Source organism: Actinoplanes sp. TBRC 11911 (assembly GCF_012933445.1).
Classification (GTDB): domain Bacteria; phylum Actinomycetota; class Actinomycetes; order Mycobacteriales; family Micromonosporaceae; genus Actinoplanes.
The window spans coordinates 423,685-441,553 of sequence record NZ_JABBNC010000001.1 but is presented as its reverse complement, the minus strand read 5'-3'; the positions used below and the strand labels follow the sequence as shown (position 1 = coordinate 441,553).

The 17,869-nt window shown below is 71.2% G+C and carries 11 protein-coding genes; 8 read left to right on the top strand and 3 right to left on the bottom strand.

All coding sequences use genetic code 11. The annotated features are described in order from the left end of the window. Window positions 1–203: 203 nt before the first annotated feature. Both HH310_RS44650 and HH310_RS01925 read left to right on the top strand, forming a co-directional pair. Entirely contained in the window at window positions 204–1,457 is a 1,254-nt protein-coding gene (locus HH310_RS44650) for an NAD(P)/FAD-dependent oxidoreductase (RefSeq protein WP_169173597.1), read from the top strand. Window positions 1,458–1,690: 233 nt separating this feature from the next. Then, complete coding sequence (locus HH310_RS01925; protein ID WP_169173596.1) at window positions 1,691–4,837, top strand: S8 family serine peptidase; 3,147 nt, start codon at window positions 1,691–1,693, stop codon at window positions 4,835–4,837. A 12-nt stretch (window positions 4,838–4,849) separates the two neighbouring features. Here HH310_RS01925 and HH310_RS01920 read toward each other — a convergent pair whose 3' ends face one another. Further along, entirely contained in the window at window positions 4,850–5,200 is a 351-nt protein-coding gene (locus HH310_RS01920) for a CU044_2847 family protein (protein ID WP_169173265.1), read from the bottom strand. Next, window positions 5,188–8,745: a serine protease gene (locus HH310_RS01915; protein WP_169173595.1), complete on the bottom strand. Its 3,558-nt coding sequence runs from the start codon at window positions 8,743–8,745 to the stop codon at window positions 5,188–5,190. The genes HH310_RS01920 and HH310_RS01915 overlap by 13 nt, the downstream gene beginning before the upstream one ends. A 131-nt stretch (window positions 8,746–8,876) precedes the next feature. Between HH310_RS01915 and HH310_RS01910 the strand changes: the two genes are divergently transcribed. From HH310_RS01910 to HH310_RS01900, 3 genes are all read left to right on the top strand, one after another. Further along, the gene (locus HH310_RS01910) at window positions 8,877–10,304 is read left to right on the top strand and encodes an MFS transporter (protein WP_169173594.1); all 1,428 of its coding nucleotides are present in this window, start codon (window positions 8,877–8,879) and stop codon (window positions 10,302–10,304) included. Between the two features lie 137 nt (window positions 10,305–10,441). Further along, window positions 10,442–10,948: a sigma-70 family RNA polymerase sigma factor gene (locus tag HH310_RS01905; RefSeq protein WP_169173593.1), complete on the top strand. Its 507-nt coding sequence runs from the start codon at window positions 10,442–10,444 to the stop codon at window positions 10,946–10,948. After that, window positions 10,945–11,388, top strand: a complete 444-nt coding sequence (locus HH310_RS01900) for a helix-turn-helix domain-containing protein (RefSeq protein ID WP_169173592.1) — start codon at window positions 10,945–10,947, stop codon at window positions 11,386–11,388. Before HH310_RS01905 ends, HH310_RS01900 begins: the two co-directional genes overlap by 4 nt. A 3-nt stretch (window positions 11,389–11,391) precedes the next feature. Here the strand turns inward: HH310_RS01900 and HH310_RS01895 are convergent, their stop codons facing one another. Further along, window positions 11,392–14,103 (bottom strand): AAA family ATPase, encoded by a 2,712-nt coding sequence (locus HH310_RS01895; RefSeq protein ID WP_169173591.1) that lies wholly within the window; start codon window positions 14,101–14,103, stop codon window positions 11,392–11,394. A 137-nt stretch (window positions 14,104–14,240) separates the two neighbouring features. Here HH310_RS01895 and HH310_RS01890 point away from each other — a divergent pair, with 137 nt between their 5' ends. The 3 genes from HH310_RS01890 (at window position 14,241) to HH310_RS01880 (ending at window position 17,739) form a co-directional block, all read left to right on the top strand. Then, window positions 14,241–14,732 (top strand): helix-turn-helix domain-containing protein, encoded by a 492-nt coding sequence (locus HH310_RS01890; protein ID WP_169173590.1) that lies wholly within the window; start codon window positions 14,241–14,243, stop codon window positions 14,730–14,732. A gap of 683 nt (window positions 14,733–15,415) precedes the next feature. Further along, a complete protein-coding gene (locus HH310_RS01885) occupies window positions 15,416–15,910 on the top strand; it encodes a sigma-70 family RNA polymerase sigma factor (protein ID WP_169173589.1) in 495 nt (164 codons plus the stop codon). A 62-nt stretch (window positions 15,911–15,972) separates the two neighbouring features. After that, window positions 15,973–17,739, top strand: coding sequence for a serine/threonine-protein kinase (locus tag HH310_RS01880; protein WP_169173588.1), 1,767 nt, complete (start codon window positions 15,973–15,975; stop codon window positions 17,737–17,739). The last annotated feature ends 130 nt before the right edge of the window (window positions 17,740–17,869 follow it).

The window sequence follows — 17,869 nt, the reverse complement described above, 5'->3', positions numbered from 1 at the left end:
TTAGCCACCCCTGACCTGGCCGCCCGCCCTCAGACCGACGCTCCGAGTGTGGTTCCGGACACGTACAGATTGTTCACCCTGGGGTTACGCCTCTAGCGGTTGAACCCTTCGGGGTTCTCGGATCGCCGGCCGGTGGTTCGAGGAGACGTAGACGTGGCGGACCGTTTCATCCACGCGGCCCGGTGCCACGAAGGGAACATCCAGTGACATCTGCTCAAGATCAGCGCACCGACCGCCGTACGGACGCCATTGTTGTCGGTGCCGGGCCCGCGGGCCTGGCGACCAGCCGGCATCTGTCGGCGCTGGGCATCGACCATGTCGTGCTGGAGCGTGACGTGGTCGGCTCCAGCTGGCGCACCCAGCGGTGGGACAGCTTCACCCTGGTCACCCCGACCTGGTCGGTCCGGCTTCCCGGCCTGGATCTCGGGGGATTCGACCAGGACGCCTTCCTCCCGCGCGACGCCACCGCCGACCTGTTCGACTCGTACGCGAAGTCGATCAGCGCTCCGGTACGCACCGGCGTGGAGGTCGGCAAGCTGCGCCGTCAGGACGACGGCTACGTGCTGAGCACCACGGAGGGTGACTGGCACGCTCGGGCGGTCGTGATTGCCAGCGGTGGGCTGCGGCGTCCGCACATCCCGGACGTGGCCGAGCTGCCCGTCGGTGTGACCGCGCTGCACGCCGTCGACTACCGCCGTCCGGAACAGCTGCCGGCCGGCGCGGTGCTCGTCGTGGGCGGCGGCCAGTCCGGCACCCAGCTTGCCGAGGAGTTGCGCCGTGCGGGCCGGAAGGTCTACCTCTCCACGAGCATGGTCGGGCGGGTGCCTCGCCGCTACCGTGGCCGGGACATCTTCCAGTGGCTGACCGTCACCGGCAACCTGAACCAGCCGACCGAGCAGACGCCCCCGATGATGCGCAACGCTCCGCAGACCATGGTCAGCGGCGTGAACGGCGGGCACACCGTGGCACTGCAGCAGCTGGCCCGCGACGGCGTGATCCTGCTCGGCCGGCTCACCGGTGCCGACGGCGGACGGTTCACGTTCGCCGACGACCTCGCGGGCAACATCGAGTTCGCGGACACCGTCGCGGCTCGCATCCGCGCTCAGATCGACAAGTACATCGAGAGCCAGCCCGGCGAGTTTCCCCCCGCCGACACCGACGCGGCCGAACAGTCCCTCGACACCGTTCCGAACGCTCCGGCCACGCTCGACGCGGCGGCCGAGGGCATCTCCACGGTGCTGTGGTGCACCGGAATGCTGCCGGACACCTCGTGGCTGCCCGACGACATGCTCGAACCGACCGGTGTCCCGAAGCACGAGGGTGGCGCGCTGGAGGCGCCCGGCCTGCACGTGGTCGGCTTCCCGTGGCTGACCCACCGCGGCTCCGGCGTCCTGTACGGCATGGCCGACGACGCCGAGCGGGCCGCCGACCGCATCAAGTCGTACCTGACCTCCTGACCAGCGGGCGCGACCCCTCTCCAAGCCCCGCGCGCATGCTCGCGCGGGGCTTCGCCGTGTGACAGCCGGCAGTGCTCGAGTCACCGTTGCCGGCCCGAGCGCACGCAGAGCACCGTCAAGCCCCCCGTGACATTGGTGACGTTCATCGATCCGGTCTATCGAAGTCGATCATGTTATGGCACTGTCGCTGCATATTGTTCTCCGTCTTTGTCCCCCGTCGAAATGGAGACTCCATGCGGCATCGCTCCAGCGCCGCCCTCGCGCTCGCCCTCCTCGTCGCCGCCGGCGGCGTACTGGGCATCCCGGCCGGTGGTGCGGCATTCGCAGCGCCCGCCACCGCCACCCCGGCCGACGTCCAGTCCCTCACCCTCATCACCGGGGACCGGATCACCGTCGACGGCGACCGCACGCTCGTCCAGCCCCGCAAGGGCATCCAGTTCTTCCAGTTCCGCGACGGCAAGCACCGCTACGTCGTGCCCAGCGACGCCGCCCCCCTGCTGCGCGCCGACCGGCTCGACCAGCGGCTCTTCGACGTGTCCACATTGCTGGACGACGACGTCGAGAAGCGCGCCGACCTGCCCCTGGTGATGGCCGACGCCAACGTGGTGGCCGGCCTCAGCGCCACCCGCACGCTCAGCGCGATCGACGGCTTCGCCACCAAGATCCCGGTACGCGACCTGGCCGCCCGGTGGCCCTCTCTCAAGACGTCCCTCAAGCAGGGCAAGTTGTGGCTGGACGCGATGCGAACCCCCACCTTGGACGTCAGCGTTCCGCGCACCGGCGCTCCCGAGGCCTGGGCACGCGGCCTGGACGGCACCGGCATCACCGTCGCGGTCCTCGACAGCGGCGTCGACGACACCCACCCGGACCTGGCCGGCAAGGTGGTGGCACGAAAGAACTTCGTCGCCGACTACGAGGACGCGCGTGACGTGGCCGGGCACGGCACCCACGTCGCCTCGACCATCGCCGGCACCGGCGCCGCGTCGGGCGGACGCTACCGCGGCGTCGCACCCGGCGCGCACCTGCTCGACGGCAAGGTCTGCGCGCTGATCGGCTGCCCCGAATCGGCGATCCTGGACGGCATGCGCTGGGCGGCCGAGTCCGGCGTGAAGGTCGTCAACATGAGCTTCGGCTCCACCGACACCCCCGGCACCGACCCGATCGAGGCGGCCGTCAACGAGCTCAGCGCCCAGTACGACATGCTGTTCGTCGTCGCGGCCGGCAACGACTACGGCGCGCAGACGGTCAACTCGCCGGGCTCGGCCGACGCCGCGCTGACGGTCGGCGCCGTCGACAAGGACGGTGCGCCGGCCGACTATTCCAGCAAGGGCCCGCGGCTGGGCGACTACGCCGTGAAGCCGGAGATGACCGCGCCGGGCACCGACATCACCGCCGCACGCAGCTCCTACTTGGACGACGGCACGACCGGCGACCCGTACGTCACCTTCTCCGGCACGTCGATGGCGACGCCGCACGTGGCCGGGGCCGCGGCCATCATGACGCAGGCGCACCCGGATTGGACGTCCGAGCAGCGCAAGGGGGCGCTCATCGGCTCGGCACGACCGGACGCCCGCGCCACCCTCGAGGAGCAGGGGGCGGGGGAGCTCACCATCCCCGGCGCACTGGACGAGCCCATCACGGCGGCACCCGCGACGATCGGGTTCGGCTTCCGCAAGTATCCGCAGGCGGCCGACGACCGGGTCACCCGCACGCTGACCTACCGCAACGTATCGAAGGACCCGGTCACGCTGAAGCTGACCGTCGACACCGCGTCGGTCTTCGCGCTCAACACCGACACGGTGACCGTGCCGGGCAACGGGACCGCCACCGTCGAGGTGACCGCGCACGCCACCGAGGTCGGCCTGTCCAGCGGCCGGATCGTCGCCACCGGACCGGCCGGCGCCGTGCAGACGCCGGTCAGCATCTTCCGCGAGCAGCCCAGCGCCGACCTGAGCCTGACCACCCGCGACCGCACCCCCGGCTCGCCGGGAACCGCCGTCACCTTCGTCGAGAACGTGGCGACCGGCCAGCAGTTCGTCAGCTACGAGCCGGCCACCACGATGCGCGTGCCGTTCGGGAAGTATTTCGCCGCCACGCTCGTCTTCGAGACCGACGGCACCTCGACGCTGATGGTGAACGCCGAGACCACCGTGACCGGCCCCAAGCACCTGGACATGGACGGACGCAAGGCCAGGCCGACCGGCATCACCGTGCCCGATCGTGCGGCGCAGCCGGTGGCCGCGTTCGCCCAGGCGTTCCTGACCGGCGACCACCAGATCGACGCGACGCTGCAGGGCGACCGGCCGGGCCAGCTGTTCACCGCGGACCTCGGCAGCACCCGCGTCGCGAACCTGACCGCGCAGTTCAACGCCTCGTTCGCACGGCCGGACAACAGTGCGGCCTACACCGCCGGCTGGTACCAGAACGGCCACTTCGCGACCGGCTACACCAAACACGTCGGCGCGCGGGATCTGACGGCCGTGCGGACCGAGTATGCCGCGAACACCCCCGGTGCCAGCGGCCAGCGTTCCAACTTCCCGGCCATACCCCGGATCCCGTACGCCTACGGCACCGCCCTGCCATCGACGACCCTGCCGGCGGTCCGCACCGAGTATTACGCCGGCGACACCCTGTGGAACGCCGAGTTCGCCGAGTACGACGCGACCGGCCAATCACTGACCACGTTGGACGAACCGGCGGCCCGGCACCACGATCGGGTGGAGCGCTGGAACGGCGCCGCGTTCGCCTACCCCCTGACCCCCGGGTTGCCGGAGTTCCCGACGATCGCCCGGCGACAGGACGAGCTTCTCGTACGCCTCACCAACTACAGCGACGCCGCCGGACATCTCGGCTTCAGCAACGCCGAGACGAACCAGCACATGACGCTCTCCCGCAACGGCCAGGTCGTGGACCAGCGGGACTCGTCGCTGGTCGGGTTCGACGTCGCCCCCGGCAAGGCGCGCCTGCGGGTGGACTACAGCAGCACCCAGCCGGCCTCCCGGTTGTCCACGCGGATCGACCAGAGCTGGGAGTTCACCTCGAACACCACGGTGGCCGAGACCGCGGTGCCGCTGACCGCCGTCGGCTTCGCCCCGGAGCTCGACCTGACCAACACCGCCCGGGCCGGCCGGCTGACCGCGATCGCGTTGCCGGTGACCAGCCAGGGCAAGGCGGCCAAGCTACGCGACGTGGACGTCGACGTCTCCTTCGACGACGGCACCACCTGGCACCGGACGCCGGTCGTGTCCCGGCACGGCGAGTGGGTCACCTCGGTGCTGAACCCGCCGCATCCGGGCTTCGTGTCGTTGCGGGCGACGGCCACGGACGCCGCCGGAAACCGCACCACCGCCCGCATCCTGCGGGCCTACGCCACGAAGTAGGCAAGGAACCCGTCACGGTTCCTCGACCTCGATCTCGACTTCCGAGTCGTCCCGCTTCCAGACGAGCTTGACCTTGAAGTGACCCTGAGCGCCGGTGCGGGCAATGACCGCACCGGCCTCGGCGTTCAGCTTCACCCCGAACTCCAGCTCCACCGTGTCCGGGCGGGTGTCCATGTCGCGCAGCGCGGCGAGCGCCTCCTCGGCGGCGTCGCGGACGTGACGCATGGCCGATCCGAACGGCGCCGTGGCCGACTTCAGGACATCGCCGGCCCGCGACACCGGCGAGATGCTGGGTCCGTCCGGTTCGGACTCGGCGAAGACGTACTCGCCGTCGCGAAGTTCGAAGCGTGTCAGCTCGGGCACAATGCTCCTTGGTAGGCGTCCTTCGGTACGAGGTCCCGTACCGCCTGGTCGTTGGCGGGGTCGGCCATCAGCGCGCACAGCCGGTCGGCGGACACCGAGCCGGAGCCGCTCGACTTCGCGGCGTCGGAGAGCCGGCGCAGCGACGCCGGCCCGAACGCCACGCCGACCGTGCTGTTGTGCAGTACCAGGACCGGGCCGAGCGGGTCGCGGCTCAACGGCAGCAACGCCTGCCAGGCCGTGTCGACCGAGAAGTCGGTGAACCCACCGGAACCGGTGGCCTGCCGCGCGCCGCTCGGCAGCGTCCACGCGGACAACGGCGGGCGGGGTTGATCCGCCAGCTGGGTCACGTCGTTCGCGGACGCCTGCAGGAAGTCTTTCGGTGACGGGACGATGACCAGCGCCGACCCGTCCGCGTTCAGCGTCGGCGACCCGTCCTGTTCCGCGTCGGTCAGGTCGCTCACCCGGGTGATCGGGCCACCGGACCAGGACCGCAGCACCACCGCCGTCACGTGATCGCCGGTGGGCACCAGGGCGGTCACCGTCGACCAGTCCAGGCTCACGTCTAGGTTGTACGTCTGGTCGAGCAGCTCGTGGCGTACGGGAATCGCTGTTGTCAAGTCGATCCGCGACAACGCGATCCGGCCGTAGGAGGTCTGCTCGTGCAGCGGCAGAAACTCGGTGACAAGCGCCTGGCCGCCGCCGGGGCCGAGCCACAGGGCGGGCACCCAGCTGTGCCACGGCAGCACGCGGGCCGGGCTTTCGGCGCGGGTGCTCAGATCCACCTTGTGCAGCGTGTTGACCACGGTGTGCGGGCTGGAGAGCTCGGTGCCGCTGCTGACGACGTACGCCATCGTCCGGGCGCCCGGGTCGAAGCTCAGCGCGGTGACCGGCAGCACCAACTGGCTGAACGCTCGTTGATAGACCACCCGATGGGCGACGGTGTCGTACGCGACCAGGCAGCCGACGATCGAGGTGATGCTGGGTACCGGGCACGTGGGCTGGGCCCGGGGGACGGGCCGCGGGAGCCCGTCCGGCCCGGCGGGCGCGAACGGGTCGGACGGAACGGTGGCGAAGAGCTTGGCGGTGTAGCCGACGTACCGGCCGTCGCGGCTGATGGTGGCGTCCTGGACGAAGTCGGTCGGGCCGAACAGCTTGTCCAGGGCCGGATCGCGGGTGACGACGCCGCCGGACAGATGCCACAGGGCGACGTGGCGGGCCGGGTCGAGGGTGACCATCGCGCTGCCGTCGGCACTGATCCGGCTGGTCAGCGTCGTGGTGACTTGCGGCGCCCAGCGCGGCGCCGCCGGACCGGCCGACGGCACCGGCGCCGACGTGTCGCGCTCGACGAAGGAGTAGTCGGGTACCAGCCGGTCGACCCCGTCCAGCCCGCCGGGCCAGGCGACGCCGAGGTCCGCGTCGTCGTCGGTGCGCTCGGCACGCATCGCGAGCTGCGCCGCGCCGTAGCTGTCGAGGCCGCTCAGGCGGTTCGCGGCCGTCGCCAGATCACGCGCCGCCAGCTCCGAGCGCTGCTGTCCGGTGCCGCGATACGTCAGCCCGATGAACAGCGCCAGAACGACCACCACGCCGCCGGCCAGGAGCGCCCGGCGGCGGCGCCGTCGCAGACTCGCCGTGACGTACGCGTGCTCGGCGGCACTGAGGTCGGCGGGATGCCGGTCCGCCCGGCGTTTCGCGTCGCGCAGGTCGGCGCCGGACAGCAACCGGCGTGCGGCGTGCTGCTCGGCGACCCAGCGGGCCCGCTGCTGGCGCAGCGTCTCCTGCCAGATGCGGAACTCGCGGTGCTGCTCGGCCAGCCGGCCCAGCCGCTCCCAGCCGGTCAGCAGCGACTCGTGGGCCAGCTCGACACCGGGCCCGGGCGCGGCCGCCCGCAGCACCAGCAGGCGGCTGGTGGCGAGCCGCTGCGCCACCGTCCACTGTGCTTCGTCGAGCTCGTCGCGCTGGGCGGTGCGCCGCACGATCAGCCGGTCGTCGGGCAGCGGCCGCACGAGCTGCACCAGCAGTCGCTCGCCGGCTTCCCGGGCGCCGGGCTCCAGGCCGGTCCAGACGCTCTCGGCGTAGCCGGCCAGCGCCCCCCGCACGCCCTTCATGTCGTCGTACACCGCATGGGTGAGCAGGCCGCCGGTGTGCCGGTCCCACAGTTCGGTGAGGGCGAACTGCAACAGCGGCAACGCACCCGGCGAGCTTTGGACGTCGGCGAGGATCCGGTCGACCAGCCCCGGTTCGTAGTCCACGCCCGCGCCGGCCAGCGGCCCGGTGACGACGCGGCGCAGTTGCTCGAGACTCATGTCGCCGACGGTGACCGCCAGCCAGGCGGCGGCCAACTCGGTGACCTCCGGGGTGCGCAGGCTCGCGCCGAGGAACGTGTCGCGCAGGTTGAGCAGCAGCCCGGTGCGCGAGCCGGGACGCAGCGTGACCCGTAACGCGCTGGTGAGCGCCGCCCGGTCGGCGGCCGGGCTCGCGAAGAGCTCCTCGAACTGGTCGACCGCGATCACCAGCCGCCGTGCCGTACCGTCCGGATCGGTCGTCAGGGCCGACACCACGTCGGGCAGCTCACCGCGGACGAACCGGCCGGTCAGCGCGGCCACCGCGTCGACACGCTCCAGCGGGTCCCGTCGCGGGGCGAGCAGCCGGTCGATCGCCAGGGCCAGGGCGGCCAGCGGCGAGCCGGCGTCGGACGGCCGCAGCACCGCGACCAGCGTGCCGGCCGCCCGCAGCCGAGGCAGCACCCCGGCCAGCAGCAGCGAGGACTTGCCGACGCCGGACGGACCGATGACGCACACCACCGGCATCTCCGTGGCGTGCCGTACGAGCCGGTCGACGAGATCCTCCCGGCCGAAGAACAGCGCGCTGTCCTGCTCGGTGAACGGTCGCAGGCCGCGGAACGGCGGCGTCCGCTCGATGAGGCCTGCCAGTTCCGGCCAGCCGGCGAGCAGCCGGTCGGCGGGCAGCATGTAACCCATCTTCGGCGGCGCGCCGGTCACCTGCTGCACGACCATGCCCACCGCGGCGTGGGCGTCCGGATCCCACACCGGTGTGCCGGAGAAGCCCGGTTCCAGCGTCGACTCCCGGCCCGGCTCGCTGTGGATCTCGACCCAGCCGGTGGCGACCGGGCCGCCCGGCCGGCCGTACACCCAGCTGCCCAGCTCCAGCCGGTGCGGAAAGCCGATCATGAGGAGCTGGTTGCCCGCCGGGCCGTGACCGGTGGCCAGGACCAGCGGCCGCGCCCGCGGCGGCGGATCGTCGAGCAGTTCCAGCCCGGCCACGTCGCCGGTGCGGTCGTCGCGCAAGGGCTGCCACGCCACCACCCTGGCCCGCTGCCGGTGACCGGGCGTGAGCAGCGGAAAGTCGACCTCGACCAGGTCGTCCGGGGCCGCACCGGAGGGGGCGGCGCCGACGGCGGAGGCGACCACGTGCGCGGCGGTGAGCACGTGCCGCGGACCGACGAGGGCTCCCGCGCCGACCGGGCTGTCGTGGCGCCACAGGCGCACGACGGCCGCCTCCAGCGGGGTCCGGCCAGCCTCCGGCATCACTCACCCTCTCGATGTGTTCGGCTCGCTTACCGTATCGGACCGGTGCACTTTGGACCCGGCGCCGCCGGCTCGTAACGAACGTCACCGCAACCTGTGCAATCGATATCCGCCTTCTTAGCTTCGGCCATATGGCTATTACCGAATCTCTCCCAGCGACCAGGACAAGCACCGCGCCGAACGTCCGTTGGCCCGCTCGGCTCTGGGGCGTCGTCGCCGTGCTCAGCATCGCGCTGCTCCTGGACGGCTTCGACGTCTCGGCGGTCGGGGTGGCCCTGCCGTCCATCGGCACCGATCTGCACATGTCCACGACGTCCCTGCAGTGGGTCGTCAACGGCTACGTCCTCGGCTTCGGCGGTTTTCTCCTGCTCGGCGGGCGCACCGCGGACCTGCTGGGGCGGCGGAAGATCTTCCTGATCGCGCTCAGCGTCTTCATGCTCGCCTCGCTGGCCGGTGGCCTCGTCGGCGACGGCGGCCTGCTGATCGCCACCCGGTTCATCAAGGGGGTGGCGGCGGCGTTCACCGCGCCGACCGCCCTGTCTATCGCCACGACCACGTTCAAGGAAGGCCGGGACCGCAACCGTGCGCTGGCGATCCTGACCCTGTTCGGGGCCGGCGGCTTCGCGGGCGGGCTGATCATGGGTGGGCTGCTCACCAGCCTGGGCTGGCGGTGGAACTTCCTCGTCCCGGTGCCGGTCGCGCTGACCGCGCTGGTAATCGGCTACCTGCTGATCGCCAAGGACGGGCCGTCGGTGCGCGGCGGCTACGACCTGGGCGGCGCGGTCACGCTGGTCGCCGGCACATTGCTGATCGTGTACGCCGTGGTGACCGCACCCGCCCGCGGTTGGGTGGCGCCGCTCACCGTCGTCCTGTACGTCTTGTCCGCCGCCCTGTTCGCCGCGTTCGTCGCCGTCGAGAGCCGCGTGCGGAGTCCGCTCATCCGCCTGGGCATCCTGCGCAGCGGCGCGCTCGTGCGGGCGAACCTGAACATCGTCGCGTTGTTCGCGTCGTGGATTCCGTTCCAGTTCATCATGACCCTCTACCTGCAGAATGATCTGCACTGGGGACCGCTGCGGGTCGCGCTGGCGCTGCTTCCGGTGGGCCTGATCGAGGTCCTGGTCATCCCGGTGACCGGCCGGCTCATCACCAGGTTCGGCACCGCGCCGCTGATCGTGGCCTCGATGCTGTCGCTGAGCCTGGGCCTCGTCTGGACCATCATCGCCGCCGGCACCCACCCGCACTACGCGCCGGTGGTGCTGCCCACGATGATCCTGTTCGGCTTCGGCTGGGCCTTCGGCTTCCCCGCGATCGTCACGCAGGCGACCAACGGCGTGCGGCCCGACGAGCAGGGCCTGGCATCCGGCATGGTGCAGTCCAGCAGCCAGGTGGGCACCGCGATCTCCCTGGCCGTGGTGACCGCGCTGGTCGCCGGCACCGGCGTCGACTTCGCCCAGTACCGGCCGGGCGTGTACCTGGTCGCCGGCATCGCGCTGGCGGGCCTGCTGGTCAGCTTCGTGTCGGTGGCGAAGAGCAGGTCACACCGCCATTCAGTCGACTGACGCAAGCGCCGGGCACCGCCCGCCGGTGAGGCTGGTCCATGCGGGAAAGCGGCCGTGGCGCGTGTCACGACCAGCTGACTTGATAGACTAACAGTCAGGGGGTTAGCGTCGTGTTACAGATGAATTCCGGAGCTGACATGCGAGTTGCCGAGGCACCACAACGTCTGACCATGGCGCGGCTGCACGACGAGCACGCCCAGCCGGTGCTGCATTTCCTGCTCGCGCTGTTCGACGGCGACCGGTTCGAGGCCGAGGACCTCCTGCAGGAGACGATGCTGCGAGCGTGGCGGCGCCTCGACTTCCTGCCCGCCGACCATCAGGAGCTGCGGCGCTGGCTTCTGGCGGCGGCGCGGCAGAGCGCCGCCGCCACCTGCCGGCGACGCCAGAGCTGGCCGCAGGAGGTGCCCCTCGACTACGTCCCGGTCCGGGCGACCGGCGACGAGCCCGAGGAATCCGTCTTGACCGCGCTCGTGGTCCGCAAGGCACTGGACGGTCTCACCAAAGAACAACGATCCACCATGGAGGACCTGTACGTGCACGGGTGCTCGCTGCGCCAGGCGGCCGCCTTCCACGGCATCCCGGTCGGGACCGTCAAGGCGCGGGCGCACTACGCGGTTCAGGCGTTGAAACGGGCGGTCGTATGAATCGAGGCACCTGGACGGTCGAGACCTGCTCGATCGCGATGTCGCTGGACGCGATCGGCCTGCGGTCCTCGTTCCTGATACTTCGCGAGGCGCTGTTCGGGACCACCCGCTTCGACGACTTCGTCCGGTACACCCGCGGCGCCGCACCCAACGTCGCCGCCCGGCTCCGGCACCTGACCGAGCTGGGCTTGTTCACCAAGCACCCGTACCGCGACGAGGGGCAGCGCACCCGCGACGAATACCTGCTGACCGAGAAGGGCAAGGACCTGCTGCCCGCCCTGTTCGCCTTGCAGCAGTGGGGCGACAAACATCTGCAACCGGACGGCCACGAACCGGTGCGGCTGGTGGAGCGCGCCACCGGGGATCCGGTCCGGGTCGTCGCGCGCGGAACGTCCAATGCGGACCTGCGCCTGGACGACATCGCGATCGTCGCCGAGTAGGCCTTACGAAAGGCGCGCGGCGAGCTGGTTGCGCGAGGTGATGTCGAGCTTGGGGAAAATCCGGTACAGGTGCGAGCCGACCGTACGCGGCGACAGGAACAGCTGCTGACCGATCTCGCGGTTCGACATCCCCTCGGCGGCCATGCGGGCGATCTGCTGCTCCTGTGGCGTCAGGCGTTCCGGGGACACCGAGGGGGACGTCGCGGTGCGGTCACCCGCGGCGCGCAGCTCGGTTTGCGCGTTCTCGGCCCAGGTCCGTGCACCGATCAGCCGGAAGACATCCAGCGCCTGCCGCAACGGCTCGCGTGACTCGGTCACCCGCCGATGACGGCGGAGCCAGGTCCCGTACGCGAATTGCAGGCGCGCCTTGACCCACGGCCAGCGGCTCAGGTCGGTCGCCAATCCCGCGCGGAACAGCGCCTCCGCCTCGTCGTCGTCGGCGAGCACCGCACGGGCGTACCGGAGCTGGACCTCGAGCAACGGCGCGGGAGTGATGCGAGCCAGGTCCTCCATGCGCGCGATGATGCGGCGGGCATCCGCGCGCCGATCGCCGTAGGCGCCGGCCTCGGCGACGAACATGACCCCGCAGAGCTGCTCCCGCGGGTGATGGCAGGGATCGGCCGGATCGAAGACGCGTCGCAGCGCGTCGAACGCCTCCGCGTGCCGGCCCGCGGTGATGAAAGCGAAGCCACGGGCCAGCTGCGCGCAGGCGAGGAAGAGGTTCAACGGGCGCAGCGCCGGCATCTGCTCAGACAACGCGGCCAGCCGCAGGGCGCGTTCGCTGTCGCCCCGCAGCGCCGCGGACCGGGCCTCGTTGACGAGCGGCCCGATACTCCAGATCGGCTGGCCGGTGTCGGTGGCCAGCCGGCGGGCCTCCTCGGTCGCCGAGTCGCTGCCGGTCCAGTCGCCGAGGTCGAGCCGCACCACCCCCTGCATGGCCAGAACCTGCGAGAGGAGCGCCAGCCGGCCCCGGTAGCGCAGCAGTTTCTCGGACCGCTCCAGGAACTCGAGGGCGCGCGGCTGGTCGCCCACGGCGTGTGCCGCGGCACCGAACAGCCGCAGCGCGTCCCCGTTGGGCACCGTCTCCGCCGAGACCTTCGACAGGATGTCCAGGACGGTCCGGGCCTGCCGGATCGGCTCGGCCACCGCGAGCGTGGCGACGTAGCGCGGGTCGTCCCGCACGTCCGGCAGGCCGAGCGTGACCGACGCGACGCGCGCCCGCGCCTCGGCACCGGGGTTGGCCCACCAGCACCGCAGGGCCGCGCCCAGCAGGAGGTTCAGCGCGAGGTCGGTGTCCCCGGCGCGGGCCGATTCGCGCGCGATGCGGCTCAGCTCGAGGATGCGTTCGTCGTCGCCGGGCACACCGTCGCTGAAGATCTCCCGAAGCCATTCCATCCGGGCCTGGTCGAGGTCCGACAGCGGGGTCACCGACGCGGCGGTGATCAGGCGGTCGACGATGTCGGCGCGGCCGAGCCCGAAGGCGTGCTCGGCGGCCATCAGCAGCCGTCGTCCCCGGGTCGCGCCGTCGGCGGCCAGCTGCGCCGAACGCTCCAGCGCCGCGATCGCCGTGGTGACCGCACCCCGCCGGATGCTCGCGACATGGCTCAGCTCGAGCTCGTCGGCGATCTCGTCGTCCGGGCCGACGATGGACTGGGCGCGATGCCACGTACGCCGGTACGGATCCTTCTCGAGCACCGCCGCCAGCGCCGCGTGCGCCGCCCGGTGCCGGCCGCCGGTCTCGGACTGCACGATTGCGGAGCGGATCAGCGGGTGCCGGAAGCGCACCCGGACCAGGTCGAACTCGATGAGGCCGGCGACCGCCGCCGGTTCGAGAGCGTCGAGCGTGACCGGCTCGCCCGCGAGCACGGCGGTGGCGGCCAGGATCTCCGGCGTCTCGCCCTCGGGGTCGACGGCCGCGACGAGCGTCGCGTCGCGGGTGCGGGGCGGCAACTCGGTGATCCGGGCGGCGAAGGCACGCTCGAGCCGGGCGCTCAACGGGATGAACGCCGGATCGGCGGTGGGTGACCCGTTCGGCACCGCGGCGGCGAGCTCGACCAGGGCGAGCGGGTTGCCGGCGGCCTGCGTGAGCACGGCCTCCTGGTCCACCACGCTGAGGGCGCGGGCGTGGCGCAGCAGCAACCGGCGGGCGTCGGCTTCGTCGAGACCGTTTACGTCGAGCCGTACGCCGAGCACCGAGCCGGGATATCCGGTCCGGCAGGCGCCGAGGATCACGATGGGGTCGCTGTCGATGCGCCGGGCGAGGAACGCGAGCACCTCGTGGGTCGGCTCGTCCAGCCACTGCAGGTCGTCGATCGCGATGACCACCGGCCGGGCGACCGCGACCTCGCTGATCAGGCTGAGCGTCGCCAGCGCGGTGAGAAACAGCGAGCGGACCGGACCGTCCTCGATGCCGAACGCGCACCGTAGCGCCCGCTGTTGCGCCGGCGGGATCGCGTCCAGCTGGGGCAGGACCGGCCGCAGCAGCTGGTGCAGCCCGGCGAACGGCAGGCCCACCTCCGACTCGACGCCGGTGGCCTCCAGCACCAGGCAATCGCCGCCGCGGGCGTGGGTGCCGGCCGCTTGCAGCAGGCTCGACTTGCCGATGCCCGGCTCGCCCACGGCCACCAGCACCGCGCCGCGCGCCGCGATGTCATCGACGGCCGCGTACATCGCCGCGAGCTCCGCTTCGCGGCCGATCAACGCACCGCCATCCATAAATCGTGACACTAGACCGTGGCCGGGGCGGGCACCATGGCGACGTCGTACCAGGTCGGAGGCCCTTCGGGGCCTGGCTTGTCGATTCGAAAGTCAGCTCCTACACTTGGCGTCCAGAACATCGGTGAGGAGTCGTGATGGCAGTCGCGTTCGAAGGGGTGCTTGCGGACCGGAGCGCCTGGATCCTCGAAAATTGCTCGATGGCCATGACGATGGACGCCATCGGCACCCGCTCGGCCGTCACCATCCTGCGCGAGGCGTTGTACGGGACCACGCGGTTCGACGACTTCGTCCGGCGCACCAAGACCACCGACGCGATCGTCTCGGCCCGGCTCAAGCAGCTCACCGAGCTCGGCCTGTTGAGCAGGCAGCCGTACCAGGAGCCCGGCCAGCGGACCCGCTACGAATACGTGCTCACCGACAAGGGCCGTGACCTGCTGCCCGTGCTGTTCGCGATGATGCAGTTCGGCAACAAGCACCTGCAGCCCGACGGCGGCCCCCTGCGGCTGGTGGAACGCGGCACCGGCGACCCGGTGCGCATCGTCGCTCTCAGCGCCTCCGGCAAGGAGCTGCAGCTGGAAGACATCGCCATCGAAGCGAACGGCACCTGGGCGCCGAACCGGCCGTAGCCGGCTCACCGCGGCGCAGCCGGATCCGCCCTCGACCCCAAGAAGTCCATCAGCGCGGTCTCGATCCGCGACGCGGCGGGCGAGGTCATGGACGTCGACGTCTACGTCAAGCCGGCCGAGTTCGGCCCGCTCTTCGCCGGTGGTGTGCCGGCCGAGACACCCGGTCCGCGCCGGGTCCCACTATATGGACATCACCGCCGTATCCCGGGATTGTCGGAGATCATGGAGACTTACGCCCATATTCGCGCCATAACTCTCCAAGGTCTACATTTTCCCGGGAAAGACGCGGGAGTAAAAGCCGCAATGTTGGGCGAAACTCCGTCGAAAGTAGACGGAAATCCCGCTCTGTGGACACGGATTCAGCATGTGGGCACCGGTCCCGCACAGCGGACGGCTCTCCCAGATAGTGGAAGCGGCAGTTTACGTTTCCGCGACCGCGCACGCCCACGCGATCCGCGCCTCGCCGGAAATGTCCGACCTGCGTAGGTGGCAATGCCCGAAGGTGCTACTGCCGAAAGGGACCCGAGCGAACGGGCCCGCCACCGGCACTCAACGCGGCGGCCCGCCGCTGCGAACGCGCACCAAGCCGAGCGGGCATGGCAGTCGTCACTCCTGGCTGACTTGATGAACTAATAGTCAGGGGCAGACGTTCAGTTGCCGTGGGAGATGAACAAAATCGGCACATGGCCGCGATATACGCCTTGTACGCCCGGCCCGTGCACCATTTCCTGCTCGGCCTCACCGCGGGCGACCGCAGTGAGGCCGAGGACATTCTTCAGGAGACGATGCTGCGGGCCTGGCGTGCCATCGACTCGATTCCGGCCGACGATTCCGGGGCGCGGCGATGGCTGTTCACCGTGGCCCGGCACGCCGCCGTCGACGCGTATCGCCGCCGCCGGACCCGCCCCCGGGAAGTCTCGCTGGACGACGTCATCGGCCTGGCCGGTCGGGACGAGACGATGGAGACCGCGCTGACCGTCCAGACCATCCGTGAGGCGGTGAAACGGCTCACCGCCGCCGAGCGGGCCATTCTGGCGGACCTGTACGTGCACGGCCGATCGCAGCGCCAGGTCGCCGCGCTGCACGGCATTCCGCTGGGGACGGTCAAATCCCGCTCACACCACGCGGTCCAAGCATTACGACGAGCCTCCCTTACCGGCGGCGACGACAAGGACTGAGCGCCCGCCACGGTGTAGGCCCGATCACAGGAATTTCGAAGCGCCGCCGGTACGGTTCCGTGGTGTCCGATCAACCGCTCTCCGACCGACCGCTGGCTGGGCGTTACCGTTTCGTGGGCCAGCTCGGCAAGGGTGCGATGGGCCGTGTCTGGGAGGCGCACGACGAGCTCCTCGGCCGTGCCGTCGCGATCAAGGAGATCGCCCCGAACGGGCTGTCCACCACCGAGCTCGGCGACCTGCGCCGGCGGGCGATCCGCGAGGCCCGCGCCATCGCCAAGGTGAGCCATCGCAACGTGGTGCGCATCTTCGACGTGGTCGAGCAGGGCGGCGCGCCGTGGATCGTGATGGAGCTGGTCCGCTCCCGGTCGTTGCTCGACGCGGTCACCGACGACGGGCCGGTGGAACCGCGCCGGGCCGCACGCATCGGCCTCGAGGTGCTGGCCGCGCTCCGGTCCGCGCACGACGCCGGCATCCTGCACCGCGACGTCAAACCGGCCAATGTGCTGCTCGCCGAGGACGGCCGGGTGGTGCTGACCGACTTCGGCCTGGCCGCCGTGGCGGGTGACTCCGGGATGACCAGCACCGGCGTGGTCATCGGGTCACCCTCGTACCTGGCTCCGGAATTGGCCTTGGACCAGCCGGCCCGGCCCGGGTCGGATCTGTGGTCGCTGGGGGCGACGTTGTTCGCGGCCGTCGAGGGCCGGCCGCCGTATGTGAAATCCTCGCCGATGGCCACGCTCGCGTCGTTGATGATCGATCCGGCGCCGGTGCCGAAGAACGCCGGGGCGTTGCGGCCCGCGCTGGAGGCGTTGCTGCGCAAGGATCCGGCGGAGCGGGCCGACGGCGACTTGGCGGAGAAGCTGCTGCGGGAGGCCGCCGACGGGGTCCTGCGGCCGGACCCGCAGCCGAGCCCGCAGCCGCCGATGTTGTCCCCGAACCGGAGTCGACGCCGCCCTCTCGTGATCGTTGCGGTGGCGATTGTTGTCGCGGCGGCGGTTTCCGGCGTGCTGTGGTTCCGGGCGCCGCACGGCTCGAGTGTGCGGACCGCGCCGGGCCTGCAGGTCGCGCCGCTGAGTGGCTTCGCGCCGGGTCTCGCGTCCAGTCCGGCTCCGCCCGGGTCCGCCACGGCGACGCTCACTCCCCGCGTGACCTCCCCGGCGTCGGCCCATCCCAGCGGAAGCCCCGGCCACCCACCGTCCAGCGCGGCCTCCGCCGGACAACGGCCGCCCGGCGCCAAGGCCGTCCTCCCGGCCAAAAGCTCCGGGAACTCCCTGTCGGCGGTCTTCAACAACGTGGCCGTCACCGACGACACCAACACCGACGCCGGCGACTTCGACGGCGGCATCGCCAGCTTCTCGGCCCAGGCGCTCGCGGCCGGCGGCGTGACCCCCGGGAAGGCGGTGACCGCGGCCGGTGTCGCCGTGACCTGGCCGGCCACCGCGGGAACGGGCCGCGCCGACAACGCCATCGCCACCGGCCAGACCATCACGATGCACGGCTCCGGCAGCAAGCTGGCCTTCCTCGTCTCCTCGGACTACGGCCCGATCACGGCCGGCGGCACGATCACCTACGCCGACGGCACGACCCAGGCGTACACGATCACCTCACCCGACTGGTTCGTCACCGCCTCGGACAACACCGTGGTCACCAGCTCCTACCAGAACCGCGGCGGCAACGAGCGTTTCGACCAGCCGTGCGGGGCCTTCGGCGTCTCGGTCCCGCTCACCGCGGGCAAGACAGTTGCGTCCGTACGCCTCCCCGCAGCCGGCGTGGCACCGATCCACAAAGGAACGCCGACTCTGCACATCTTCGCCGTCGGCATCGGTTGACGGGCTTGCCCGGCCGTCACAGGGGGTTGGACGGCCGGGCAAACCGCCATGTGCCGCGGGGGCGCACACGGCTCGGCCGAGGAAAGTGTCCGGAACTCCGGCCGATGTAATATTTCACGTTCACGAGGCG

Excerpts from the sequence above, each read along its gene's own strand:
- HH310_RS01895 (WP_169173591.1), bottom strand. The coding sequence starts at position 14,103 with ATGGATGGCGGTGCGTTGATCGGCCGCGAAGCGGAGCTCGCGGCGATG.
- HH310_RS01885 (WP_169173589.1), top strand. The coding sequence starts at position 15,416 with ATGGCCGCGATATACGCCTTGTACGCCCGGCCCGTGCACCATTTCCTG.
- HH310_RS01910 (WP_169173594.1), top strand. The coding sequence starts at position 8,877 with ATGGCTATTACCGAATCTCTCCCAGCGACCAGGACAAGCACCGCGCCG.
- HH310_RS01925 (WP_169173596.1), top strand. The coding sequence starts at position 1,691 with ATGCGGCATCGCTCCAGCGCCGCCCTCGCGCTCGCCCTCCTCGTCGCC.
- HH310_RS01905 (WP_169173593.1), top strand. The coding sequence starts at position 10,442 with ATGCGAGTTGCCGAGGCACCACAACGTCTGACCATGGCGCGGCTGCAC.
- HH310_RS01900 (WP_169173592.1), top strand. The coding sequence starts at position 10,945 with ATGAATCGAGGCACCTGGACGGTCGAGACCTGCTCGATCGCGATGTCG.
- HH310_RS01915 (WP_169173595.1), bottom strand. The coding sequence starts at position 8,745 with ATGCCGGAGGCTGGCCGGACCCCGCTGGAGGCGGCCGTCGTGCGCCTG.
- HH310_RS01890 (WP_169173590.1), top strand. The coding sequence starts at position 14,241 with ATGGCAGTCGCGTTCGAAGGGGTGCTTGCGGACCGGAGCGCCTGGATC.